This window comes from Streptomyces sp. 4N124 (assembly GCF_052245395.1).
GTDB lineage: Bacteria > Actinomycetota > Actinomycetes > Streptomycetales > Streptomycetaceae > Streptomyces.
On sequence record NZ_JBQQBS010000020.1, the window covers coordinates 94,697 to 118,854 of the forward strand.

Consider the following 24,158-nt stretch of genomic DNA (forward strand, 5'->3'; position numbering starts at 1 on the left):
GACCGTGTTCTTCGCAGTCCGTATGACCGTCAGCCTGCCGCCCGACATGGCCCCCGACGTCCGCGCGTCGACGCTCGCGGCGGAGAAGGAGTACGCGCGGAAGTTGCAGCACACGGGAGAGTGGCTCCACCTGTGGCGGTGCGTCGGTCAGTACGCCAACCTCAGCATCTTCGACGTCACCGACAACGACCGCCTCAACGAACTCCTCTGGGGACTACCGCTCTTCCCCTATATGGACATCACCGTCACACCACTCACCCGACACCCCTCGGCGATCGGCTGACGCGCAGGGGCGTATCGTCGGACGGCGGCGCACGGCGCGGTATTGACCGGCATCACATCGCGACGGTCTGCCACTGTTCCTGTGGGGCGCTGTTGCAGGCCCAGTATCGGCGACCCGACCGCCTGAACCCCCTGTGCCGTCGACCGCCGCCGATTCACCACGTGGCGCAGGGCGTTCACTGGCACCGATGCTGACTCTTTGCTGACCCCCTCTCGGTCGGCAGCCCTCTGACCTGCGAGAACCGCTGCACCACAGCATTCATGATGTTCGGTTTCACTGGGTCCTTGAGAACGTGGTCGAAGGGGAGAAAGCCGTCGCAGGCGCCCCCGCAGCTGTGCGGGATCTGGGTGGCATCGCATCCGGCCGCGAGATCGTTTGTGTCGTAGTAGTAGAGGACGCCTTTGACTCCGTGGAGTGACAGGACATCCTGTTGCAGCCGGGCCGAGGCGTCCAGGCCGCGAAGAGCCCTCCCCATCGCGTGGTTTGCCACGGACACCTTGTCCGTGGATAAGTACGGCCTTCATCCGGGTTGTGGTTCACGCGATGCTCGATCAGTCGACACGGGAGGTTGAGATGGATCGGGCATTGTTGGCCGACTTTCTTCGGGCGCGTCGGGAGGTGTTGCAGCCGGAGGATGTCGGGCTTCCCCGCGGTTCTCGGCGTCGTACCGGTGGGCTGAGGCGTGAGGAGGTGGCCGCGCTGGCTGGTATGTCGGTCGATTACTACAGTCGGATCGAGCAGCAGCGTGGCCCGATGCCGTCCGAGCAGGTGCTCGCCGCGCTCGCCCGAGGGCTGCATCTCAGCCTGAGTGAGCGGGATTTCCTTTTCGACCTCGCCGGGCACTCTGCGCCGCGGCGGGTGCTGCGTGAGGATCACGTGAGCCCGACCATGCTGCGCATCGTGGAGCGGCTTTCGGACACGCCCGCGTTGGTGATGTCCCGGTTCGGTGAGACGCTGCTGCAGACCCGCCCGGCGGTTGCTCTGCTGGGCGATTACACCCGGTTCAGCGGACTGTCCCGCTACCTGGTCTATCGCTGGTTCACCGACCCGGCGCAACGCGATCTGTATCCCGTCGAGGATCACGCCCTGCGGGGCAGGGTCTTCACCGTGGACATCCGGGCGGCGCACACGGCGGACCCTACGGGCAAGGCCGGCGAGATCGTCGCAGCACTGCTGGAGATCAGCCCCGAGTTCGCCGACCTCTGGCGGTTGCACGAGGTCGACGTCACCCACCATCAGGACCTCAAGCGTTACCGGCATGGGGAGTTGGGCGAGATGGAGCTGTACTGCCAGCGGCTGGTGGACCCCGACCAGGCCCAGGAACTGCTGGTCTTCTCCGCCGTGCCCGGCTCACCGAACTACGAAAAACTCCAACTCCTGGCAGCCGTAGGGGATTAGGCCTCGTCAGTTGTCGTTCGGTTCACACACCGAAGTTGACGCTTCGCGTGGGCGGCAAAGCGCGGCCTAAGAGTGCTTCGAACAGAAATGAGGATGATCACATGACGCTCTGGACCCCGACTGCTTTCGGTGCTGCGGCCGGCATCCAGGCCGGACTGCGCAAATGGCCTGACGGCTTCCACGTTCTCGACGGCGCAGCTCCCGAGGTCATCGTGCCCAAAGCCGCCCTCGTCGGCGTACGCAGGGCCGAGTCATGACGATGGCCTATCTGGCGCAGCCCGAGCAGCAGCAGAAGCTCGAATGGCTCGACGGGGGAACGTTCTCCGTGCTGCTCGACAAGGAAGCCACCGAGGGCAAACTGACCGTGGGCCGCTTCGACGTCGCCAAGGGCGAAGCCCCGCCGTTCCACCTGCACACCCGCGAGGACGAGGTGTTCATGCTGATCAAGGGCAGCGCCCTGGTCTGGTCGGGGGAGGAGGAGCACGAACTGCGCGAAGGCGGGATCGTGTACCTGCCCCGCAACGTCCCGCACGCCTACCGCATCACCTCCGACCGCGCCGACCTCCTGATGATCACCACGCCCGGTGGCATCGAGGGCATGTTCCGGCACGCCGGACGCGACCGCTCCACCCCGCGTCCCGACGGCTTCGAGATCCCCCAAGCCCTCCTGGCGGAAGCATCCGAACTCTACGGCGGCGTCATCCTCGGCCCACCGCGCTGAACCGCTCACGGACCCGAGTGCCCGTGCCGGTTCCCGCTCCCGACCACCGCGGCCGACGTCAAGCAAGCGCCGGTTGCTCAGGAGAGTTTCATGTCCCTTCCTGTCCTGTTCGGCGCGAACGTAGAGCCATACGCCCTCCCCGTCGGCCGCTCCAGTGAGCAGGCACTACTCATCGACAGCCTCGGCCTTGACCTTCTCACCATCCAGGACCACCCGTACCAGGCGGCGTTCGACGACACCTGGACACTGCTCACCTTCCTGGCCGCGCGGACGCGACACGTCACGCTCGTTCCGACGGTCAGTTCTCTGCCGTTGCGTCCGCCGGCGGTGCTGGCGAAGGCTGCGGCGACCCTGGACAGACTGACCGGCTCCCGGGTCCAGCTCGGCCTGGGTGCCGGCGCTTTCTGGGAAGCCATCGAGGCGATGGGCGGCTCCCGTCGTACGCCGAGAGAGGCCGTCGACGCACTTGAAGAGGCGATGACCGTCATCCGGGCCATGTGGAGTGGCGAGCGCAGTGTGCGGACGCACGGCGAGCACTACGCGCTCGCCGGTGTCCATCCCGGTCCGGCGCCGACCCCCGGTCTGGGGCTGTGGCTGGGCTCGTACGGGCCCCGCATGCTGGCTCTGACCGGTGCGAAGGCGGACGGCTGGCTTCCCTCGCACGCCTACCTCGGACTCGACGCACTGCCCACGGCTGTCCGCCGCATCGACGACGCCGCCCTGCTGGCGGGCCGCGATCCGGACACGATCCGCCGGGTCTACAACATCGCCGGTGTCATCCAACCGGCGTCGGCCGGCCCGTTCCAGGGGCCCGCCGCCCAGTGGGCCGAGCACCTTGTCGCGCTCGTGTGCACCGGCGGCATGAACGGTTTCGTCATCTGGCCCGAACGAGACCACATCCGACAGATCAGGGCGTTCGCCGCCGAAGTCGTACCCGCAGTCCGCGAAGCGCTCGCACGGAAGACCTGACCACCCCGTGTCCTCGGGCCGGGCAGCACCTCTGACACAACGGCACCGGCCGTACCCGTCAGAGTCCTTCCTTCCAACGCTGCCCGCATGACCTCCACCGACCAGGTACTGGCCAAGCTCGCCACCGGCTCCGCCGGCCCTCACGTACAGAGATTCCTGGTCTTTCTCTTCGACCCAGCCCCAGGTGATCCCATGAGCGACGAAACACCCCTCCCCGGATTCGAGAGCATCACCGTCACGGCGCACGGCACCCGACCTGCGCGGCATGGGTGCCTCTGACCGTCCCCCGAGCGGATACGACAAGGACACACAAGCAGAGGACATGCGCGAACTCCTCGCACAGCTCGGCATCCACGGCGGCGTGCGCATCGTCGGGCACGACATCGGGGGCATGGTGGCCTTCGCCTACGCCCGCCGCCACCCCGAGGAGGTCGAACACCTCGTCCTCGTCGAACTCGCCCTACCCGGCTTCGGCTTGGAGCAGGCGATGGACGTGGCCTCCGGCGGACTGTTCCACTTCGGCTTCTTCATGACCGAAGAACTGCCCGAGCTGCTCCGCGAAGGCAGGGAGAGCGACTTCCTTACCTGGTGGTTCGACTGGTTGTCCGCGGTGCCCGGAACCTTCCCGCCGGAAGAGGTCGACACCATCGCCTCCTCCTACCGCGGATGCGAGGCACTGCGCGCCGGCTTCGCGCACTACCGCACCCTCCTTGACGACGGCAGCGTCAATCGGGCCTGGCAGGAACCGCAGTAACTCTTCCTATGCCCGTACTCGCCGTTGGCGGCGAGCACAGCACAGGCGCCCGACTCGCCGACAGTCTGAACACGGCCGCGCCGCACCTGACCGGTGCGGTGATTGAGGGCAGTGGTCACTTTGTGCCCGAGGAACGTCCCGATGCCTTTGCCTGAGCCAAATGAGGAAAGCGGCGTTGGGTGTGAGGGCAGGGCTGATGCGTTCTCAGGCTGCGAGGTGGAGCAGGTCGAGCGCGTGCTCGCGCCGTGACCGATAGTGGTCGGTGGTAGCGGCGAGGTGCGCCCAGCCTGCTTGGCGCATGAGGCCGATGGCGAGGTTGCGCAGGGTCGCCATGACGCGGGGCGCGTTTCCGGTGCGGACGCGGGATGCATCCTCGGCGAACGTGACATCTCCTAGGTGGTGCAGGGCCTCATCAGGTCCTCTCGACGAGGCATCGCAGCTCGTTGACGTCGTAGGGTGCCTGCTGTGAATCTCCAGGAGTTACTCGACAAGCAGGTCGATCTTCGCGGTGCCCCGGCCGTGGTAGCCGGGCTTTCCGCAGCGGGGGCAAGAAGCGTGGCCATGCGTGGGGCGATTCGGGCGACCTCGGATCCGTGCTTTCGAATCGCGTCGTTGACGAAGATCTTCACCTCTACTGCGCTCGTGCAGACACTGCGGGAGAACGATGTCCCGCTGAGCACACCCGCCATCGAGCTGCTTCCAGGCCTCGCGCCTGACTGGCGAGCCGATGTGAGCCTCACCATCGAGCAGATCCTCGGGCAGGTCTCGGGGCTGCGCGAGTCTGTGGACTTGACCACCGTGTCCGCTTTGGGCGACGGACGTCACGCGCTCAACGAGGCAGCCCGACTCGTAGTACGCGCTGGGTCCGATCTGGAGCCCGGGACGACCTGGTCCTACTACAACGGCAACTACTTCCTGGCCGGTGCGATCCTCGCGGCCCTCAGCGGCGTTTCGTACGAGAGGGCATTGAAGAAGAAGCTGCTCGAACCTTGGCATCTCTCTCGAACGAGTTTCGACACACCGCGCGATTCGGTCACCGGTTGGGACGGACCGACCGAACTCCCACCACTCGGTTACCCACGCTCGCGCCGACCCAGCGGAGGTTTGTGGTCGTCTGTCTCGGATCTCCTGGCACTTGGTGAAGGACTGCTCGCTGATCGGGCCCTTCTGGAGGAGATCCGCCGGCCGCGCACTACGCCGGACGACCCCATGGCGTACGGCCTCGGATGGGCGCTTGGTCCTTCAGGCCAGATGTATCTCAATGGGCGTCTGCCCGGATACCTGGCCGCGATGGTTCTGGTTCCCGACAAGGACTACGTGAGCGTTCTCGTCACCAACCAGCAGAGGGCTCTCCCCTCGGCGGCAAGAGTCCTCAGCGACATGCAGCAGCCTCTGACTCGAAATGACCTCGCAGCGGCGATTGAGCGCTTCGCTGCCTGAGAAGGCAGTATGTGAGTTGGTAGCTGATTTGCCGTCACCTGAACGTATGGGACTGCTGCATCCAAGTCAGTCGGCGGGCTCGGGCGTGCTGGGCTGAACACCGTGAGCGAGCGCAAGCCCTCCAAGAGTGGCCGTCGCAGGTAGTCTGGCCCCGCCAATGACACCTGGGGGCAGCGTGCGGCTTCTACTTACTTCCGCCGGCATCAAGAACGCGAGCATCCACGACGCGCTGGTCGACCTACTGGGCAAACCGATCGCCGATTCTAACGCCCTCTGTATCCCCACTGCGGGGTACGGGCACCCCCAGGGCAGTCCTGCCGGGGTATGGCGATTTATCGCCGGCCAGTCCTCCACGCCCATGTGTGAGCTGGGTTGGAAGTCCTTGGGAGTGCTGGAGCTCACCGCGTTGCCCAGCATCGACGAAGCACGCTGGGTCTCCTGGGTCCGAGAGGCAGACGTCCTGCTGGTGGATGGCGGCGACGCCCTGTACCTGTGCCACTGGATGCGGCAGTCCGGGCTGGCGGGATCTCCTGCCGTCGCTGCGCGAGACCGTCTGGGTGGGGCTGAGCGCGGGGAGCATGGTGATGACCCCCCGTATCGGGGAGTACTTCGTCGAGTGGAAGCCGCCCACCGGTGGCGACAGCACACTGGGCATCGTCGACTTCTCGATCTTCCCGCACCTGGATCACGAGCTCCTTCCGCAGAACACCATGGCCGACGCCGAGAGATGGGCGGCCGAGATCCCGGGTCCGGCGTACGCGATCGACGACGAGACCGCCATCACAGTGACCGACGGCATCGTCGACGTCGTGTCCGAGGGGCACTGGAAGCTGTTCTCCTCCTAGCCGCCAGCAATAGCGATCGGCAAGTGCCCGCTCATGCAGGGTTGATTCATTCTCAGGCTTCAAGATCGAGTAGTTGGAGGGCGTGGTCGGTTCGTGACCGGTAGTGGTCGGTCGCGGCGGCGATGTTCGCCCAGCCGACCTGGCGGATGAGGCCGATGGCGAGGTTGCGGAGCGTTGCCATCGCGCGGGGTGCGGTGCCGGTGCGGACGCGGGAAGCGTCCTCGGCGAATGTCACGTCTCTCACGTGGTGCAGGGCCTCGACCTGCCAGTGCCCGCGGATCAGTTCGGCGATCCGGTCCGGGGTGGCCTGCTCGGGAGTGGGGCTGGTGACCGCGAAGATCGTCTTGACGGTGGTCTGGTTCGTCGTGCGGCTGGTGCGGCGGCGCTTGACATCGATGGCCTGCACGGCGTGAGGGAAGAGGAGGCCGGGCTGGACGGTGCAGACCTTGAGCCGGCGGATCTCGCGTCGACCATGGCCCTGTTCGCGGGCGCGGTCCTGCAGCAGGACCTCGCGCCAGGGCAGATGTCGCAGCTGTCGGCGGAGCTTCTTCTGGTTGCCCTTGACGACCAGGATGTACTGCCCCCCGGCGATGACGTGCTCGGCATGGCCGATCTGGGTGTGCATCGCGTCGGCGGTGATGACGCATCCGCGCAGGTCGAGCCGTTCCGACAGTGGGGCGAAGGCAGGGATTTCAGTACTCTTCGCGGCGATCTGCCGCTGGCAGACCACGGCCTGGCCCTCGTGCAGGAGGCGGCGAGGAGGTGGACGGCCGTCTTCTCGCCGGTGCGGCTGCCGCGTACTGCTTTTGCCGTCGACGGCCACACCCACCAGCTCCACGGCGCCTTCGTCGGCCGGGTCACTCGCGTGCCGGGCCAGCCAGGCGCCCGCGGCGTCATCGAGGGCGTCGCCGTCCAGACGAGACAGCAGGCGACCGAGCGTGGTGGCGCGTGGCGGACGGCGCAGCCCGATCCTCGCCCGCGCCTCGGGAGAGGTATCGATGGCATAGCGGGCGATGCCGGCAACGTGGTGGCGCCGCCGAGCACCGCGAGCAGGCACAGGGCGAGCAGTGACCCCAGCCGGTAGCGGCGCCCCCGCACCCGTCGTGGATCGGGAAGCCGGTCCAACACCTCCGACAGCGCGGCGAGTTCGGACAGCTCGGCAGACAGGTGCAGCAGGTCGGCGTCCTTGCGGTGGCGCTGGAGAACGTCGATCAGGGAGGATGGCACGCGAACGCGACCCCTGTTCGTGATCAAAGGCTTCGAGAACCTTGATCATCAGGGGTCGCGTTCGTCGCATCCAAGTACGGACAAGCAGGCCATCAGAGCACGTCCACGCACGAGTTACTCATCTCGCCGCATGACAACGCACGCGCCCTGTGCCCGTGACCAGTCGAGTTCGCCGGCCGCGTTCAGCTCAGAGAGCAGGGTTCGGTGCAGTTGGTCGAAGCGGCTGGCCTGCTGCCATCGCTCCAGGCGACGCCAGCAAGTCTGTCCGGAGCCGTACCCCAACTCCAGCGGCAGCAGTTGCCAGGCAATGTCGTTGTAGTGCACGTACAGGATGCCCAGGAGGCAGAGTCGGTCTGCCACCAGCCGTGGCCCCGGCGAATGCTCTGGCCACGGTGGCAGCAGCGGTTCGATCAGGACCCACAAGTCGTCGTCCACGATTCACGGCCGAGTACTCACGCCATGACGAACGGCCGAATCGCCTGGCCGGTCACGCCCGACCAGGCCATCTCAACAAGATCGTGTTACGAGCTCTACGAGTTGTTTTCTTCCGATTCGATGACTTGCAGGCACCTCGCGAGGGCGGCCACCATGTATCGGCGCCAGAGGGGAGCGAATGGACCAGCGAGGATCCAGCGACGACCCGGAAGCGGCTTGAATTCGTAGGTCCACCGAATGAGGGTGCCATCGCCGTCGGGATTGAAGTTCCATTCGCCTCGAACGCCGACCGCGAGTCGGGAGAGGATGTTCGTGAATCCCGTCAGCTGATACGCAAAACTCGAGCCTTCCATGTACTCGATCAACTGTTCGTCGGCCTGCGACCCGTCGTCGAACTGCGGGTTCCTGGTAGGACCGACGTGATCCCATGCTTCGGTCTGGTTTGCCACACCTTTGACACCGGGAAACGGTGCTACCCGGTGGAAAACGCTAGACAGATCGATGGGAACGATCAGCCGGAACGCGCTTGCAGGCGCCACCGAAGTTCGCCGCTGAACTGTGATCGGAACAGTGTTGTCCGCTGAGCCGATAAGGAGGGGTATCGCCTGGACCGCTGCGGCCCCCTGGGGCTCGGTCGTTTTCTTCGCGGCGATCGGTTTCTTGTCGGACATCGATGTTCTCCTGCCATGGTGATGTGCATCAACTGTGAAGCATTAACGAACATGCAGCCCGGCATTCCGGCGGGCCCTTTCCTTGCTGAGCCAGGGACCGTTCGACGAACGGTTCAAGTTCCGGATTGCGTGCCTTGTCGCCGCCATCTGAAACGGAGGCGTCTCCTCATCACCCAGACGTGGGTTGGTAAGTGACAGCAGGTCGCTGGTCACGGCTCAGATCGACCTGAGCACCCGGACCCGATCGGCGATGGCACGCCGCGCGACGTCGGAGTCGAAGGCGATGGAGTCGAACTCGTGCGGGACGCCGGGGTGAAGGTGGAACTCCACCGGCACGCCGGCTCGGCTGAGCTTGGTCGCGTAGGCGGTGTCCTCGTCGCGGAACAGGTCGAGTTGGCCGACCTCGATGTAGGCCGCGGGAAGGTCAGTTGCATCCTCGAGCCGTGCCGGCGCAGCCGCGGCGGGGACGTTGGACCCTCCGACGGCGTCGCCGAGATACGTTTGCCACCCCGCGACAAGGTCACCGGAGTTGTTGACGAAGGGCGCGAGGTGGGGGTCAGGGGCACCGGTGCGGTCGTCGAGCATCGGCATGATGAGGATCTGGTGGGCGATCTGCGGCCCACCTCGCTCTCGCGCGAGGATCGACACGGCTGCGGCCATACCGCCGCCGGCGCTGTCGCCCATGACTCCGATCCGGCCGGGGTCGACGCCGAGTTCTACGGCGTGGTCGTGCAGCCAGTTCAGCGCTGCGTAGCCGTCTTCCACCGGGGTGGGAAAGGGGTATTCGGGGGCGCGGCGGTATTCGACGGAGAGCATGGGTACGCCGCTGGCGGAGACGTAGCGGGCGACGGGACCGTCGAAGTGGTCGATGTGGCCGAAGAAATAGCCGCCGCCATGGAAGTACACCACTGCGGGACCCGGTGTGATGCCCTTCTTGGTGTACCAGCGCATCTGGATCTGTGTGCCGTCGTCTGCGATGACGTAGCTGTCGCGCGTCTGGACTTCTTCAGGGAAGGGCTGGGCGGCGCCCGAGGCTGCGAGGATCGGCTCCCAGAAGGCTCGACGACCTTCGACGTCGTCGCGCGATGGCTGGAATGCTTTGGTCCCGCCCATCTGAGCTATGACCTCGGCTACTTCGGGGTCGAAATTGAGTGTCATGATCTCGGTCTTTCGCTGCGTGGTGTGAGTGGTAGAACGGGTTGATGGCCAGGTCGAGCAGGAGGGCGGCTGAGTTCAGCCGACATCTGGGAAGACGACGACCTGGCATGAGCCGGCGGCTGCGCGGCGTGGATCCCTGGCAGTTCACCGGGGAACGCGTTGAGTGACGTCGAGGGCGATCCAGGTGAGGGGTTCGGACAAATTGCGCCACGCCCCCGTTGACGAACAGATCGATCCCACCGCACGCCAGGGCCTCCCGCTGCCTCCTGCGGGACAGGTGAACACGCTGGGCGTAGGTTCAGATCGACTTGAGGACCCGGACCCGATCGGCGATGGCACGTCGCGCGACGTCGGAGCCGAAGGCGATGGAGTCGAACTCGTGGGGGGCGCCGGGGTGAAGGTGGAACTCCACGGGCACGCCGGCTCGGCTGAGTTTGGTCGCGTAGGCGGTGTCCTCGTCGCGGAACACGTCGAGTTGGCCGACCTCGATGTAGGCCGGCGGCAGGCCGGTAGCGTCCTCGAGGCGGGCGGGAGCCGCCGTGGGCGGGACATCGGGGCCGCCGGCGGCCTTGCCGAGCAGTGCCGGCCATGCGGTGCGGCTGTCGTCGTAGGACCACAGCAGGTAGGGCTCGATGTGCGGGTCGGCCGTGGTGGTGCGGTCGTCGAGCATCGGCATGAGCAGGATCTGCCGGGCTATCCGCGGGCCGCCACGCTCGCGGACGAGGATGGTCAGGGCCGCTGCCATGCCGCCTCCGGCGCTGTCGCCCATCACACCGATGCGGTTGGCGTCGACGTTCAGCTGGGCGGCGTGTTCGTGCAACCAGCGCAGTGCGGCGTAGGCGTCTTCGAGCGGTGTCGGGAAGGGGTGCTCGGGGGCGCGGCGGTACTCGACCGACAGCATCGGCACGCCGCTGGAGGACACGTAGCGGGAGACCGGGCCGTCGAACAGGTCGATGTGGCCGAAGATGTATCCGCCGCCGTGGAAGAACAGCACGGCCGGGCCGGGCGTCGCGCCGTCCTTGACGTACCAGCGCATTTTGATCTGTGCGCCGTCGTCCGCGGTCGCGTAGTGCTCGCGAGTCGTCACGTCGGCAGGAATCGGCTGCGCGGCACCCGCGGCGCCGATGATCGGTTCCCACATGGCGCGGCGGCCCGCGATGTCGCCCACCGCCGGCGGCTTGACCTCGGCCATCGCGCCGGCCATCGGGGCCAGCGCCTCGGCGATCTCGGGATCCAGGGACAGTGTCATGGTCGTTTCCTTTCGAGGCGGGTCGGTCGGTGTCAGGCGGCGGGCGCGACGATGACGACCTTGCCGTGCAGCTCGCCCGCGGCGGCCTGGGCGTGGACTGCCGACAACTCCGCCAGCGGCACTCGCTGCGCGACGTCGACGCGCAGCCGGCCGGAGTCGATCAGCGCCACCAGCCGCGACAGCTGGTCGGCGTCGCTGCGGACGAACAGGTCGATGCCGCGTACGCCGCGCTGTTCGTCGCTGGGCGCGGGCATCCACACCGTGGTGTTCACCAGCACCCCACCGGACCGGATCAAGGCGGGCAGCGCGGCCAGCTGCGCCGGGTCGATCGGCGCGAGGTTGAGCACGACGTCGACCGGCTCGATCACGGCCTCGGTCACCTCGGCGGTGGTGTGGTCGATGACCTCGTCGGCGCCCGCCGTCTTGACCTGCTGGCTGCTGTGCGGGCCGGCGGTGGCAATCACGTACGCGCCGGCGTTCTTGGCCAGCTGTACGGCGTAGCCGCCGACCGCTCCGCCCGCGCCGTTGATCAGCACGCGCTGACCCGCCGCCAGCTTGGCGTGATCGAACAGCGCCTGCCAGGCGGTGAGACCCACCAACGGCAGCGCGGCGGCATCGGGAAGCGGGACGCTCGTGGGCGCCGGTGTCAGAATTCCGGCCGGAGCCACCACGTACTCCGCGGCCGCGCCATCGCCTGCCATCGGCAGGAAGCCGACGACCCGGTCGCCGACTTGGCGGTCGACCACGCCCTCACCCAGCGCTTCGACCGTACCGGAGACGTCGATGCCGGGAGTGTGCGGCAGCGTCACCGGGATGGGACCCTGCATGAAGCCCCCGCGGATGTTGCCGTCGACGCCGTTGAACGATGTCGCGGCGACCCGGACCAGAACCTGTCCGGCACCGGGGACGGGCGGCTCGACGTCCTCGTAACGCAGGACGCCAGGGTCGCCATACTCATGGAAACGCACTGCCTTCATGGGAAACCTCGTCTTTCGACATATGCGAGGTGCTTCGCTTTCGAAGCACTCGGGCCATGCTTTGCTTCGCTTTCGATGCAGCAACTTCGATATGTGAGCTGACTGACAGCCGACGGGACTTAATCGCCTACGACTGCCGACTTCGTCCTACCGTGCTCGACTGATCAAGCATCGCGTGATCCAGAACCCGGATGAAGGCCGTACTTATCCACGGACAAGTTGTCCGTGGCAAAGCATGCGATGCGGGGGAGATGATCCGCTTGTCGTCACAGAGCACCAGATGTTCATTCCACGTCATGGGCAAGTGGCGGACGTCGTGGTCGACGTGGGACAGGCCGACCAGCCACCGGCCGGGCAGCTTCGGGTCGAACACCGGCTGCTTGACCTGCGTCGGCCCGCCCAGCCCGACGACCAGGCCGTTGGCGCCGACGGCGAAGGCCATGTTCACATCGATGCCCACCGTATGACGCAGGGTGCACTCGGCATCCGTCATCGGCCGCGCCCAGTCGTACGCCTCCTCGAACAGCTTCTCCGCAGGTCCCCGTACGTGGAACCGGGGCAGGTCCCTGAGCAGCGGGTGCCCGTCGGGGGCCTCGCACGGCGCGCAGTCGACCGGGTCCTTGCCCAGTGAGCCGAGGTTGGGCTCGGAGTGTCGCTTCCCCGTCCCATCGGTCTCGGGGGCGCGGGTCGGCGGGTGGAAGGCGGTCATCAGCTCCAGGCCGGTGACGGCGGTGGAGCCGCGCGGCGTCATCACCTGGGGCGCGAACGTGCCGAGGATGCGGGCGAGTTCAGCCGGCGGAAGCTGCCCGGCCTCGCCCCAGTGGCGGGTGTCAAGCGCGTGCCAGGAGGGGATGCACAGCTGGACGCAGGCACGTTCCGAGCACGAGCAGCGGGTCGGCGTCGTTGCCCGGCCCGGACAGCTTCGGCTGCCCCGCTTCGCCTCCTTCAGTGTCCAGTCGACGAGCGCCAACGGCTACAGAACATCAGCGACCCGACGCACCCCGTCGTACGACGACCGGACCACCTGCAGCCCGCTCGCCGGTGCCCCTGTCGGGCAAGTTCACCTACCAGCCCCGACGGTGTGCAACCTGATGGCGCTGCTCCCGCACTCCGACGCGGATCAGACCTGCCCGGAGCGGGCAGCCACGGTCGCAGAGCGCACAGCCGCCGCCACGGCGGCCGGTACTCCACATCCGCCCGCCGACCGCCCAGCGCCGGGCCGCACACAGCCTGCACCGCGCGCTCACGAAGCTTGGGAGGTCAGGGGGACGGACGTGCCATGACTCCACCCAAGTCAGGGCAGTCTGGAGCCTCCATCAGACCCGGAGTGGTTCATGACTGCCGCCACTACACCAACGATGATTTGTTGTCCATACCGCTGCCTGCCCCACATCCCGGTAGCCAGGGGGTTAGCTTGTCCTGACCATGATTTTTATGGTCGACGTGTGTCATCAAACAATCCCCCTCGCAGCGGTCGGCACCGAGGCCACCGTGTGCGCACACTGCCTGCCTTGGTTGCCGCCGCCGCGCTCGGTGCCGGCGCTGTAACCATCATGATCCAGTCGGCCGAGGCCACAGCCACGCATCCATCCACGCTCAAGTGGGGCGCGTGCCCCACGGACGCCCCGGCCCCGCAGCAATGCGCCAGGCTCAAGGTGCCGCTGGACTACAAGGATCCGGAGGGACAAGCGATCGCGATCGAAGTGTCCCGGATCCCTGCAGCCGACCCGAAGAAGCGCAAGGGCGTCCTGATGCTCAACGGCGGGGGCCCAAGCTCCAGCCTGGACGTTCCTACCGCCATGGGCAGTCTCCTGCCTGAGGCAGTGCGAGACAGCTACGACCTGGTCGCTTTCGACCCTCGCGGCATCGGGCACAGCACTCCGATGAACTGCGGCCGGGACGCCGATGAACTCGTCCGCGATGAGCAGCTGGAGGTACTGTCCTTCCCAGGCGCGGACGGTTCGATCAACGCCAACGTGGCATACGCAAAGCGGATGGCCCACCAGTGCGCAGCCAACTCAGCTGACCTGTTGCCGCACTTGACCACTGCGAACGTCGCCAGGGACATGGACCGGATCCGCAGCGCGCTCGAAGAGCGCTCCGTTTCCTACTACGGCATTTCCTGGGGCACCTACCTGGGTTCGATCTACCGAGCGCTGTTTCCCGAGAGTGTCGACCGAGTGGTGCTCGACAGTTCGGTCGACCCCAACAAGCGCGGCTACGACGACTTCCGTACATTCAGTGAAGCCATGGAGGACCGCTGGCCCGATCTTGCCCGATTCGCGGTCGCCCACAAGGACACGGTCGGTCTCGGCAGCACGCCCCGTGACGTGCGGCGAAACTACCTTGTCCTGGCGGCCGAGCTCGATCGTCGTCCCGTCTCGCTGCCGGGCACCAAAGCCCCGATCAACGGCAATCTCATACGGTTCTTCACCTGGCAGCTCTCGTACAACGACGCGAGCATGATCGCGACGAAAGAGTCGCCGGTGCCCATGCTGGCCCGGCTGTGGCAGGCCGCAGCCGGCGTCGCAGCAGGAAATCCCAGCGACGCCGACCGTACCTTCCTCACGGAACTGACCAACGACTTCGTCGCCGACGGCACGATGGCGGGAGTTCCGCAAGACAATCTCTATTCTGCGGGCTGGGCGATCAGCTGTGGGGACAAGGCCTGGCCGCGCAATATCAGGACTTATGCTCACAACACCGCTGTCGACCGGGCGAAGTTCCCACTCACGGCGGGTGCTCCGGCCAACATCACGCCCTGTTCGGCCTGGGTCTCGCAACCAACCGGCCCGGAGCCGAAGGTCAAACCCATTGGAAAGCGCAATGTACTGATTCTGCAGAATCGACGCGACCCGGCCACTCCGCTCAGTACCGCTCGTGGCATGCGCCAGGCAATGGGTGGCGACGCAGTCTTGGTAGACGTCGATGCCGGGGGCCACGGAGTGCTGGTTCATCCTGAGCCGAATGCCTGCGCTATAGGCGCCTTGGACGCCTTCCTTGTCTCGAGTGAACTGCCGCGTGGCGACACGTCCTGCACGTAAGAAGCTGTTGTCTTTTCGATCAGGGCCTCTTGGTGGCTCGGAGGGTGTCTACGCCAACTCACCTGTCAGGAGGCCCTGTTGCAGCTCTATGCCACCGGGTAGACGGAGTCCACTTCGGTCACACGGTGACGGGGCAACGAAGCCCCAGGTAGATGAGTTGTCGACCAACAGCAGCCTTCTCCGCCCAGAGTCCCGAGTCCTTGCCCACCCATCCGGCCTGCATCTGTCCACTTCCGCACTGCGGCTGCTGCGGCGAGGGCTCGGCGACGACAGTTCGGCACCCGGCGGCGGCTGACCTGCAGCCGCCAGGCGCTACAAGTATCGACGAGTTCCACCGGAAGATCACAAGGCTGGAGCAGCACAACGTCGAACTCACCTCCGCGTTGGAGGAGGCCCGATCCGATCTCGATGCCGCGAGGGCGGCCAACCGGGACCTGACCAGAGCACTGAACCAACGCGGCTGGGTCCGACCTGGCCGACCGCCAGAACCGTTCACGAGGCCAGGTGTGACTCGTTGATGAGATCCCGTCCGATCGGATTGATCGGGCGGGATCTTGGCGTTTCCGGGGCCTGCTCAAGATGGGGGTCGAACGCGAACGTCGGCGTTGGGCGAGCTGCTGGCCGAGCTGCGCGGCGTGCCCCGGCCCGGCTACCGCCTCGGTCCCGCGAGGGCGTCGGCCGTGGTGCCGGCGGCCCATAGGAGCAGGGCCGTCCAGGTGCCCGCCGGTGTGCCGGGCGGCAGCAGCATCCAGGTCGCCACCGCCGCGAGTACGAGAATCGCGTCAGCACCCCCACTGGCACACTCGCGACCTCACCCGCCACCTCGGCGACGTCACCCACGGCACCATGTACCGCCGACTCGACAGATGGGCCGAACAAGGACTCATCACCAAGACCGGCCCGGCAACCGACGCCAGCCCAAGAGGCTACCCAGCCCCCTTGCCGCCAGCGGAAATACGTTACCTGTTCCAGCAGATCCCGCACGGGCCTCCGAACGATCCAGAACCGCAGCCACCTCATCGACGGATGCCGAGCCGGAACCGGGCTACCACTCAAGCTCGCTCTGGCTGACGCCCATTCCCGCTGCTCCCAGGGCGCACGTTTCGTCTCGCGTGTGGCAGCCCTCAACTTGTGCCGCTGACGTTCTACCGGGTGTCGCTGTTGTTCAATCCTTTACTGCGCGGACTGCCCTAAACTCCGAGGGAAAGATAGATAAAGCACTTTGTGGGGCCCGGCACGCATGAAATTTACTAGAGCTCGCGATATTTGCGCGTGTCGACGCCGAGAGCGGAATCGATACGTTGGGAGACCCGTTGAGCACTTCGACGGCTGCGACCACAGCAGTATCGCACTCAGTTCCGGAATGGATAATTCGGCCACCAATTAGGTAGGAGCCATCCCTGCCTACTGACCTTCAAAGTGTGGTGTCGTGAGGGCTGGCGGCTGGTGATCCCAGCGGTATGCCGTCTTTATGAGGTACGCGCAGGGTGGCGGGCTGACCGCTGAACGTCGGGCGTTTCGTGAGCGGTTGCGGAGAGAGGCCGCCGAGCGCTTCGTCCGGGGTGACGACACCGCCGTCGTCGCCCGTGACCTGCGGGTCACCGTCCGCTCGGTGCAACGCTGGCGGAAGGCGTGGGCTGAAGAAGGTCCGCGAGCACTGGCGTCGAAGGGCCCGGCGTCGCTGCCACTGTTGAGCGACGAACTGTTCGCGGTGCTGGAACGTGAGTTGGACAAGGGACCGGTCGCGCATGGCTGGCCGGACCAGACCTGGACTCTGTCGCGCATCAAGACCCTGATCGGGCGCCGGTTCCACAAGAGCTACACGGTCCAGGGCGTCGCGGCCCTGCTCAAGCGGCACGGCTGGACCTGCCAGGTCCCCGCCCGCCGGGCGCTTGAGCGGGACGAGGAAGCGGTGGTCGGCTGGGTGAAAGAGACCTGGCCGCGCGTGGAATGACCGCGGCGGCGCTCGACGCCTGGCTCGTGTTCGAGGACGAGGCCGGCTTCTCGATGACGCCGCCCACCACCCGCACCTGGTCCCGACGCGGGCACACGCCGATCGTGCGGGTCCGTGGCCGTTCCCGCCGCCGCTTATCGGTCGCCGCCCTGGCCTGCTACAAACCCGGGCGGCCGTCCCGGCTGATCTACCGGCCCCGCCCCGACACCCGGCCGGACGGACGCAAGAGCTTCGCCTGGACCGACTACCGCGATCTCGTCCAGGCCGCTCACCACCAGCTCGGTGGCCCGATCGTGCTGGTGTGGGACAACCTCAACACGCACCTGACAGCGGGAATGCGCCGCTACATTGCCGAGCGCGACTGGCTCACCGTCTACCAGCTGCCTGCCTACGCGCCTGACCTCAACCCAGTCGAAGGAATCTGGTCCATCCTCCGCCGGACGACACTGGCCAACCGCGCGTTCGCCGACCCGGAGGACCTCATCGCGGCTGTCCGGCAGGGCCTACGCCTACTCCAGTACCGCAGCGACGCACTCGACGGCTGCCTCACCGGCACCGGACTTCGCCCCACCCCGCCATGACGACATCACGCATTCAAGGTCGGTAACAATAATTGGCGCCTTTTGCATGCCCTAATCCCAGGTCCGCTACCCGCACTGTGCTCGTCACTGGCGCGGGAGCGACTTCGCTAAATCCCCGCCACCGACCCCCCTCGGTCGGCGAGGTTCCCCAGGTCCCCGCTACCAGACCCCGCCGGTAGCGGGGACCGGCCACTCACCTGTGGCCCATCCTCTAGCCTCGGGCTTTCGCGAGGGGTGAACCCAGTGCCGCGCGCCCCACCACAGATGTGGTAGCAAACGGTCTGCCAGGGCCCGTCCTGCTCAGGCAGGTCTCGCCACGGGCGGCCGGTGCGGAACCAGAACATGACCGGCTCGAACTGGTCCTACGGTCAACTTCCCCGCGTCATCAGCCAGTTCATGCGTCGGACCCTGCTTCAGGTCGGTTCAGCGTGCGGCCGATCCGGTCGAGCGGGCGTATTCGGTCGGCGTTTGGCCGTAGTGCTTCTTGAAGGCGCGGATGAAGTGGCTGCTGTCGGTGAAGTGCCAGTGGGCGGCGAGTTCGGAGATGCTCCACCGGCCGGACGGGGCGGTGAGGGCGAGTCGGGCTTCTTCCAGCCGCCGGTGGCGGATGTAGGCGGTCACCGACTCTCCTACCGTGGCGAATGCCCGCTGCAGGGTGCGTACAGAGACGTTGAGCTCGCGCGCCAGCATCGTCGAGGACAGCTCGGGATCGGCGAGGTGGCTGTTGGCGAGGTCCTTCGCGGCCCGGGTGAGTGCGGGGGCCAGCTGTGGTTCCACGTCGTCGAAGCGACGCAGCGCCACCGCCTTGGCCAGTTCGATCAGGGTGCTGTGGGCGGCGTGCACACCGGCCGGACCGAGGTCACCCATGGTTGCGTGGACCATGTTCGTGTGGGCCGTCAGCAGGCGCACCTCGGCCGAGTCCGCCGACCCGGTAATGATCCGGTTCCCGAGCAGGGGTCTGAGCGTCGCGGAGGGCAGGAAAAGGAATTGCGCCGTGGTGTGCGGCGCCATGTCGAAGGGATAATGGCGCTCGAAGTGCCGGAGAAGGAACTGCCCGGCCGATACGGTGTGCTCGCCACGATCGTGCGGGCGGCCCAACGTCCATGCCCCGCGCCGCAATACGTGGATCTGCACCAGATCCTGATCGCCGCCCGACGGGTCCGCGATCCGGGTGGCTGACGCGCCGTGGAGATCGGCGATCACCACATCGCGCACCCGGGTGACGCGCCCCTTGATCCGGAAGTCGGCGATCGTGGCCGGGCTGAAGGTCGGCAGGGGGAAGACATCGCCGACCTGTGTCTGCCATCCGCGACGGAAGTCGTCGAATCCTCGCGGTACGGCGCTCGGGACCGTGGAGTCCACGGCGAACGCCCCGCGCGACCCGTCGGTCTCCGATCCAGTGCTGTTCATCTTCGGTCGATCCACCCGATGTTCGCTGTTCCAACGCTTTCTTCTGGCGCATATGTTCTGTGCGGACGCCGCTGTGGTTCAAGCGCATGCCGTGCCGACCTTCCTAGGCTACGGCGGGAGGCGCAAGCCCGGGCGGTTCTGGGTCCGGTGATACGAACCGAGACCGTCGCGGCCGTGCTGGTCGCCGCCCGCCTGCACATCGAGCGGGCCGCGGCCCGAGACCGACCGCGCCGCCGCGCGTGGAGCACTCGCCCAGGTCGGCCCCGCCGCGTGCAGCTCGCGGATGATCTCCGCGACGGGGGCGAGGGTACCGGCGTCGACCGCGTCGAGTTGGTGCAACAGATGCCCCAGAGCGTCGGTCTCGGTGCTCGGTGCGTGCAGACTCGTGATCAGCACCCGTCGCCGGATCAGCTCCACCAACATCTGACGCGCCTCTACCAGCCCGGCTGCGGGGAACTCCGCCCGTAGCTTGTCCGCGAGCGCACCGACACGGATGGGCGCCCGAGTCGTGGCGAGGACCGCGCGCACCGCCTCAGTCAGGGGCAGGGACGCCTCGACCGCGTGTCAGGTCGTTCTGGATGTCGGGCTGGTACGGCACGATGAGCTGGTCGCGGCGGCTCGTCACGGTGTTGTTGACGACCACGGGCAGCCGTTCGAGAAGGTCGGGGGAGGACTCCAGTCGTTCGACGACGGCAGTCAGCCACTCGGCGCCCGCACGGCCACGTGCTCCGCGCCCCACTCTGCACGCGCCCGCGGACCGAACTGCGGTGGAAGTGGTCATGGCCGTCACGGCCATCCTGACCACTGCGTTCCTGGTCGGCTGGATCACGGCCGTCAGTTCTGCCTCTAACTCCGTGGCCGTGCTCTTGATCACCTGGATTACGAGGCCGCACTTCCCAGCCGCTGAGCCGGATGTCGTCGCTCTCACCAGCAACGACATCCGGCAGCATCCCGAAGGCAACCGACTCATCCTCGACCGCCAGCCCGTTCCTCTGCCCCCACCGCTCGACGCCCATGTCGAGCAGCTCGCCACCGAGCACGACAAGAAGACCGACCCCAGGCCGACACCGACATGGCTTTTCCGAGGCAGCTACCTGGGCTGGCCCATGCCCGTGAGCACTCTCCAGAGACGGCTCAACTCCCATGGCGTCAGAGCCAAACCATCCCGAGTCACCGCTTGCCTGAACCTCGCCCAGGACCTGCCGCCAGCAGTCCTGGCCTCCATTCACCGGCACGCACGTGATCACGGCGGAGCAGTGGCGCCGACGGCCGGCACCCGACTGGGGCGCCTATCCGGCCGCCCGGCGCCAGGCGAGAAGCGCACGCTCCGAATGGCACTCCCCGCCAGTTGTTCAGGCTCGACGTTGTGCCTCGACGAGGCGATCGCCATACAGGAGCGTGCCTGCCTGCTTGACGTGTCGCAGCACAGGTGAGACTTCCATACTCTGCAGGCCGGTCAGGGACCCGATGCGCTCCGTGGTGAACTCGAACAGTTCGTCAAGGTCGCGGCAGTGCGCGACGGCGTGGATGTTGTAGGTGCCGGACACGGCCGCAGCAAAGGCGATCTCGGGTTCCTGGGCAAGTGTGCGTCCGACGCGCTTAACGGCCGACGGATGTACGCGCAGCCACAGGTTCGCCCGTGTGTGATAGCCCAGTGCGGCTGCGGCGATCTCGACGTCTAGGTGCACGACGCGACGCTCCAGCAGAGCGTGCAGGCGACGTGATACCCGACCTGGAGTGGAGTCCGCCGCCGCGGCGAGGTCGACGAGACTGGCGCGACCGTCTGCGGCGAGAGAGCCGAGGATTTTCTCGTCCTCTGCGGTGAGGCGCACGGGTTCGCGGGCGACGACCGGGGCTTCAGTGAAAGGCGGACCTTCACCGCCCAGCATGGCTTCCTGCTCCGGAGACAGGACGCCGTGCAGCGCGGCCCAGTAGTGGCCGCGGCCGCCCATGAACTGACGGAGCATCGCGAAGGCGTTGACGTCGAGTATGGCCGCGGTACGCGGAAGCCGCTTTCCGAGCAGGTCTTCGCGCTGCTCACGGGTCCGTGACTGAGTCGCGCAGGTGATTTCGCAGCCGGCCGTGCTCAAGGCGACCCAGTTGACATCGTCACGCTTGGCGAGTGCGTCGGCGATCGCCGAGACGCTACCGGGGCGGCAGCGCAGTCGCACCAGCCACCTGCTCTGCCCCAGCGCCCCTGGATTCACCACGCCTGCGACGCGGATGACGCCGTCAGCGCACAGGCGCCGGTAGCGGCGCTTGACGGAGCCTTCCGTGAGGCCGAGCGCGTTCGCGATCGAGGCGAACGAAGCCCGCGGAGCGACCTGGAGCGCTCGAATGATTCGCACATCATCGGGCTGCGCAACGCCGGATTCACACATGTGCATACCTTCCATGAAGAGAATCCTATGAAGGAGGCCCCTTCATTCGCTCCGATAACAGCGCGGCGAGCAGACTTGCGAAGCGCCTCCGGACAGCCGCAGCAGCCCGCTGAGACGGCATTCCGGTGCACGAAGTGAGCTCGCCGCGTAAGAACGGAGATGACCCTGTATGCCATCGACTGGCGCAGATCAACGCATGCCGACAGCACTCATCGTCGGGGCATCGCGTGGCCTCGGCCACGCGATGGCGGCCGAACTCCTCGACCGGGGATGGAGTGTCATCGGTACGGTCCGCGACACCACCACCCGAACGCCTCTGCACGATCTCGCGGACCGGTCCGGCGGGCGCGTGAGTGTCGAGCACCTCGACATCAACGAGCCCGACCACCTGGCGCCCCTGCATGAACGCCTCGCCCACCGCCATCTCGACCTGCTCTTTGTCAACGCCGGCACCACGAACAACGAGCAGACCCCGATCGGGGCGGTTCCGACATCGGACTTCGTCCACGTGATGATCACCAACGCCCTCAGTCCCATGCGCGTGATCGAAGCGCTCGAAGACCTCGTATCCCCCACCGGACTGATCGGCGCGATGTCGTCCGGGCAGGGCAGCATCACGAACAACACGACCGCCGGCCGCGAGGTCTACCGCGGAAGCAAAGCGGCCCTGAACATGTTCATGCGCAGCTTCGCGGCCCGGCAGTCCGACACGCAGCGCACCTTCGCCCTCCTGGCACCAGGCTGGATTCGCACCGCCCTGGGTGGGCCGGACGCACCGTTCACCGTCGAGGAAAGCGTCCCCCTGCTCGTGGACGTCCTGCTGGCCAAGCTGGGCGTACCCGGTCTGGCATATCTGGACCGATCAGGTCAGACCGTGCCCTGGTGAACCAACCGATCACCACGCCGGGCGGCCTGACGAGAACGCCTCAGTCGGCGCTGCACGCCGGGTCCGTCCAGGCGTCACCCGATGCCACCTGATGTGGCCGCCCCCCTCAGAACACAGAAACGAAGAGGCCATGCCGCTCATCGCGATCGAAGAACACTGGATCATGCCGGACCTGACGTCCGCGCTGCGCGCTGCGCCGCGCAGCGACGAAAGTCTCGCCTTCAACGAGATGGGCGACAACCTGCAGCGCCTGGAAGACCTGGCGGCCGGCCGCACCGCGGCCATGGACGCTCAAGGCATCGACCTGTCCGTCCTCGCCCTCACCCCACCGGGAACCCATCCGCTGTCGCCAGAGAAGGCCCTGAGGCTGAGCCGCGCCGCGAACGATGTGGCCGCCGAAGCCGTCTCCCGCAACCCGACCCGTTTTCGGTCACTGTCCACCCTGCCCATGTCCTCGCCGAAGGACATCGCCGGCGAGCTTGAAAGGGCGGCGGGCATCGGGCACGTAGGCACCATGGTCTATGGCCGGGCAGGAGACCTGTTCCTCGACGATCCCGCCTACGACGGCTTCTTCTCGGCCGCGTCGGAACTCGGCCAGCCGGTGTTCATCCACCCCCAGCTGCCGTCGGACGCCGTCCGTGACTCCTCGTATCGAGGCTTCGACGCCATGACCGATCTCGCGCTCGCCACCTTCGGGTGGGGCTGGCACCTGGACGCCGCGACGGCGGCCCTGCGCCTCATCCTGCGAGGCACATTCGACCGCCACCCGGACCTTCAGATCGTGCTCGGCCACTGGGGAGAGATGCTGCTGTTCTGGCTGGACCGAGCTGACAGTCTCTCCCGTATCGCCGGATTGCAGCGGCCGGTGTCGGACTACGTCCGGTCGAACTTCCACATCACCGCATCCGGCATGCTCAACCCGGTCCTGCTGCAGCATGCCCTGTCCGTCACCTCCGCCGACCGGCTGATCTTCTCGACCGACTACCCCTTCCAGCGGCCGGCCAAGGAGGAGATCGATCTCTTCCTGAACCACTTCTCCACAGATGCGGAACGTGAACAATTCTCATGGGCCAACGCGGCTTCCCTGTTCGGATTTGACCTCCCATCCTCGGCCCAGGGCGAGAACGCCTGATCGGAGAACTGCGTCCCACGCACTCCGAATATGGCGTCCATGGAATGACGCTCCCCGCCAGTTCGTGGGCGTGGGCGTGGATGAGGAGCTGACCGTGGCGGATGTCGTCGTGGGACGGCTGGTGGCCCGCGGGGTGCTCCGCGAAGCCGAGGCCGTCCCGCTGGGGGCACTGGGTCTGCTGGACTCCGACGCGGTGCGCACACCGGTCGGGCGGATGTCGCAGGGGCAGCAGCGGCGCCTCGACCTGGCGCTGGCGCTTGCCGGGCGGCCCGGGCTGATCCTGCTCGACGAACCGACCAACCACCTGCCACCGGCACTGGTCGACGAACTCACCGACGCGATCCGCCACACGAGCGCCGTCGTCGTCGCCACGCACGGCCGTCGGTTGCTGCGTGACCTCGCCAACTTGCCGCGTCTGGAGGTGGGCGGACCTGCGGCACGTGCAGCTGGAACACCGTGAGCCAGTCGGCGTTCGCTTCGATGAACTCCCGTAGTGGGGCCGTCAGATGGATGCGTACGTTGTCCCGGCCGAGCTCATGGAGGTGCGATGACGGGCCGGCGCGCCCGTGCGGAACCGGCGCTTCCTGACTCCGTCGGCGGATGGCGTCCCTGCACGCGCGAACAGGTGCGGCACTTCGGCTTG

At 66.8% G+C, this 24,158-nt stretch carries 24 protein-coding genes and 2 pseudogenes; 15 read left to right on the forward strand and 11 right to left on the reverse strand.

All coding sequences use genetic code 11. The annotated features are described in order from the left end of the window. Nucleotides 1-4: 4 nt before the first annotated feature. Nucleotides 5-283: a muconolactone Delta-isomerase gene (gene catC / locus ACTWQO_RS21620; RefSeq protein WP_443238972.1), complete on the forward strand. Its 279-nt coding sequence runs from the start codon at nucleotides 5-7 to the stop codon at nucleotides 281-283. A gap of 175 nt (nucleotides 284-458) precedes the next feature. Here the strand turns inward: catC and ACTWQO_RS21625 are convergent, their stop codons facing one another. Beyond that, on the reverse strand, nucleotides 459-773 hold the full coding sequence (locus ACTWQO_RS21625; protein ID WP_443238973.1) for a hypothetical protein: 315 nt from the start codon (nucleotides 771-773) through the stop codon (nucleotides 459-461). A gap of 83 nt (nucleotides 774-856) precedes the next feature. Here ACTWQO_RS21625 and ACTWQO_RS21630 point away from each other — a divergent pair, with 83 nt between their 5' ends. From ACTWQO_RS21630 to ACTWQO_RS21665, 8 genes are all read left to right on the forward strand, one after another. Further along, nucleotides 857-1,681 (forward strand): helix-turn-helix transcriptional regulator, encoded by an 825-nt coding sequence (locus ACTWQO_RS21630; RefSeq protein WP_443239015.1) that lies wholly within the window; start codon nucleotides 857-859, stop codon nucleotides 1,679-1,681. A gap of 101 nt (nucleotides 1,682-1,782) precedes the next feature. Continuing rightward, nucleotides 1,783-1,938, forward strand: a complete 156-nt coding sequence (locus tag ACTWQO_RS21635; protein ID WP_443238974.1) for a hypothetical protein — start codon at nucleotides 1,783-1,785, stop codon at nucleotides 1,936-1,938. Continuing rightward, nucleotides 1,935-2,402, forward strand: coding sequence for a cupin domain-containing protein (locus tag ACTWQO_RS21640; RefSeq protein WP_443238975.1), 468 nt, complete (start codon nucleotides 1,935-1,937; stop codon nucleotides 2,400-2,402). Before ACTWQO_RS21635 ends, ACTWQO_RS21640 begins: the two co-directional genes overlap by 4 nt. Before the next feature lie 90 nt (nucleotides 2,403-2,492). Further along, nucleotides 2,493-3,371 carry an LLM class flavin-dependent oxidoreductase gene (locus tag ACTWQO_RS21645; protein ID WP_443238976.1) on the forward strand — a complete coding sequence of 293 codons (879 nt, stop codon included), beginning with the start codon at nucleotides 2,493-2,495 and terminating at the stop codon, nucleotides 3,369-3,371. Nucleotides 3,372-3,458: 87 nt separating this feature from the next. Next, nucleotides 3,459-3,650 (forward strand): hypothetical protein, encoded by a 192-nt coding sequence (locus tag ACTWQO_RS21650; protein WP_443238977.1) that lies wholly within the window; start codon nucleotides 3,459-3,461, stop codon nucleotides 3,648-3,650. Then, complete coding sequence (locus ACTWQO_RS21655) at nucleotides 3,637-4,125, forward strand: alpha/beta fold hydrolase (protein WP_443238978.1); 489 nt, start codon at nucleotides 3,637-3,639, stop codon at nucleotides 4,123-4,125. The genes ACTWQO_RS21650 and ACTWQO_RS21655 overlap by 14 nt, the downstream gene beginning before the upstream one ends. A gap of 465 nt (nucleotides 4,126-4,590) precedes the next feature. After that, the gene (locus ACTWQO_RS21660; RefSeq protein ID WP_443238979.1) at nucleotides 4,591-5,565 is read left to right on the forward strand and encodes a serine hydrolase domain-containing protein; all 975 of its coding nucleotides are present in this window, start codon (nucleotides 4,591-4,593) and stop codon (nucleotides 5,563-5,565) included. Between the two features lie 584 nt (nucleotides 5,566-6,149). Next, nucleotides 6,150-6,410: a hypothetical protein gene (locus ACTWQO_RS21665; protein WP_443238980.1), complete on the forward strand. Its 261-nt coding sequence runs from the start codon at nucleotides 6,150-6,152 to the stop codon at nucleotides 6,408-6,410. Nucleotides 6,411-6,462: 52 nt separating this feature from the next. On the opposite strand, the gene ACTWQO_RS21670 is transcribed toward ACTWQO_RS21665, so the two are convergent. The 7 genes and pseudogenes from ACTWQO_RS21670 to ACTWQO_RS21700 form a co-directional block, all read right to left on the reverse strand. Beyond that, nucleotides 6,463-7,467, reverse strand: coding sequence for an ISAs1 family transposase (locus tag ACTWQO_RS21670; protein WP_443238981.1), 1,005 nt, complete (start codon nucleotides 7,465-7,467; stop codon nucleotides 6,463-6,465). A 284-nt stretch (nucleotides 7,468-7,751) separates the two neighbouring features. Further along, complete coding sequence (locus tag ACTWQO_RS21675; RefSeq protein ID WP_443238982.1) at nucleotides 7,752-8,072, reverse strand: transposase; 321 nt, start codon at nucleotides 8,070-8,072, stop codon at nucleotides 7,752-7,754. 95 nt (nucleotides 8,073-8,167) lie between these two features. Next, nucleotides 8,168-8,743, reverse strand: a complete 576-nt coding sequence (locus ACTWQO_RS21680) for an SRPBCC family protein (RefSeq protein ID WP_443238983.1) — start codon at nucleotides 8,741-8,743, stop codon at nucleotides 8,168-8,170. A gap of 216 nt (nucleotides 8,744-8,959) precedes the next feature. After that, the gene (locus ACTWQO_RS21685; protein ID WP_443238984.1) at nucleotides 8,960-9,901 is read right to left on the reverse strand and encodes an alpha/beta hydrolase; all 942 of its coding nucleotides are present in this window, start codon (nucleotides 9,899-9,901) and stop codon (nucleotides 8,960-8,962) included. 298 nt (nucleotides 9,902-10,199) lie between these two features. After that, on the reverse strand, nucleotides 10,200-11,150 hold the full coding sequence (locus ACTWQO_RS21690) for an alpha/beta hydrolase (RefSeq protein WP_443238985.1): 951 nt from the start codon (nucleotides 11,148-11,150) through the stop codon (nucleotides 10,200-10,202). Between the two features lie 32 nt (nucleotides 11,151-11,182). Further along, on the reverse strand, nucleotides 11,183-12,127 hold the full coding sequence (locus ACTWQO_RS21695) for an NADP-dependent oxidoreductase (RefSeq protein ID WP_443238986.1): 945 nt from the start codon (nucleotides 12,125-12,127) through the stop codon (nucleotides 11,183-11,185). A 307-nt stretch (nucleotides 12,128-12,434) separates the two neighbouring features. Continuing rightward, nucleotides 12,435-13,094: pseudogene (locus ACTWQO_RS21700) on the reverse strand (telomere-associated protein Tap); the annotation flags it as partial. 544 nt (nucleotides 13,095-13,638) lie between these two features. Here ACTWQO_RS21700 and ACTWQO_RS21705 point away from each other — a divergent pair. Beyond that, the gene (locus tag ACTWQO_RS21705; protein ID WP_443238987.1) at nucleotides 13,639-15,171 is read left to right on the forward strand and encodes an alpha/beta hydrolase; all 1,533 of its coding nucleotides are present in this window, start codon (nucleotides 13,639-13,641) and stop codon (nucleotides 15,169-15,171) included. Nucleotides 15,172-16,642: 1,471 nt separating this feature from the next. Then, nucleotides 16,643-17,706 (forward strand): IS630 family transposase gene (locus ACTWQO_RS21710; protein ID WP_443238988.1). Its coding sequence is split into 2 segments (ribosomal slippage): nucleotides 16,643-17,086 and nucleotides 17,089-17,706, totalling 1,062 coding nucleotides; the frame shifts between segments, so codons are not numbered across the junction. A 423-nt stretch (nucleotides 17,707-18,129) separates the two neighbouring features. Here ACTWQO_RS21710 and ACTWQO_RS21715 read toward each other — a convergent pair. Together ACTWQO_RS21715 and ACTWQO_RS21720 are read right to left on the reverse strand one after the other, a co-directional pair. Continuing rightward, the gene (locus tag ACTWQO_RS21715; protein ID WP_443238989.1) at nucleotides 18,130-19,116 is read right to left on the reverse strand and encodes a helix-turn-helix domain-containing protein; all 987 of its coding nucleotides are present in this window, start codon (nucleotides 19,114-19,116) and stop codon (nucleotides 18,130-18,132) included. A gap of 181 nt (nucleotides 19,117-19,297) precedes the next feature. Beyond that, nucleotides 19,298-19,881 (reverse strand): annotated as a pseudogene (locus ACTWQO_RS21720) (lantibiotic dehydratase); the annotation flags it as partial. A 14-nt stretch (nucleotides 19,882-19,895) separates the two neighbouring features. Here ACTWQO_RS21720 and ACTWQO_RS21725 point away from each other — a divergent pair. Next, nucleotides 19,896-20,549 carry a hypothetical protein gene (locus ACTWQO_RS21725; protein ID WP_443238990.1) on the forward strand — a complete coding sequence of 218 codons (654 nt, stop codon included), beginning with the start codon at nucleotides 19,896-19,898 and terminating at the stop codon, nucleotides 20,547-20,549. Here ACTWQO_RS21725 and ACTWQO_RS21730 read toward each other — a convergent pair. Beyond that, nucleotides 20,469-21,512 carry an Lrp/AsnC family transcriptional regulator gene (locus ACTWQO_RS21730; protein WP_443238991.1) on the reverse strand — a complete coding sequence of 348 codons (1,044 nt, stop codon included), beginning with the start codon at nucleotides 21,510-21,512 and terminating at the stop codon, nucleotides 20,469-20,471. The two genes, ACTWQO_RS21725 and ACTWQO_RS21730, sit on opposite strands and share 81 nt — an antisense overlap. Before the next feature lie 181 nt (nucleotides 21,513-21,693). Between ACTWQO_RS21730 and ACTWQO_RS21735 the strand changes: the two genes are divergently transcribed. The 3 genes from ACTWQO_RS21735 to ACTWQO_RS21745 all read left to right on the forward strand — a co-directional run bounded on the left by ACTWQO_RS21735 (nucleotide 21,694) and on the right by ACTWQO_RS21745 (nucleotide 23,975). Next, nucleotides 21,694-22,383: an SDR family NAD(P)-dependent oxidoreductase gene (locus ACTWQO_RS21735; protein WP_443238992.1), complete on the forward strand. Its 690-nt coding sequence runs from the start codon at nucleotides 21,694-21,696 to the stop codon at nucleotides 22,381-22,383. 91 nt (nucleotides 22,384-22,474) lie between these two features. After that, complete coding sequence (locus ACTWQO_RS21740; RefSeq protein WP_443238993.1) at nucleotides 22,475-23,515, forward strand: amidohydrolase family protein; 1,041 nt, start codon at nucleotides 22,475-22,477, stop codon at nucleotides 23,513-23,515. 94 nt (nucleotides 23,516-23,609) lie between these two features. Further along, the gene (locus ACTWQO_RS21745) at nucleotides 23,610-23,975 is read left to right on the forward strand and encodes an AAA family ATPase (protein WP_443238994.1); all 366 of its coding nucleotides are present in this window, start codon (nucleotides 23,610-23,612) and stop codon (nucleotides 23,973-23,975) included. The last annotated feature ends 183 nt before the right edge of the window (nucleotides 23,976-24,158 follow it).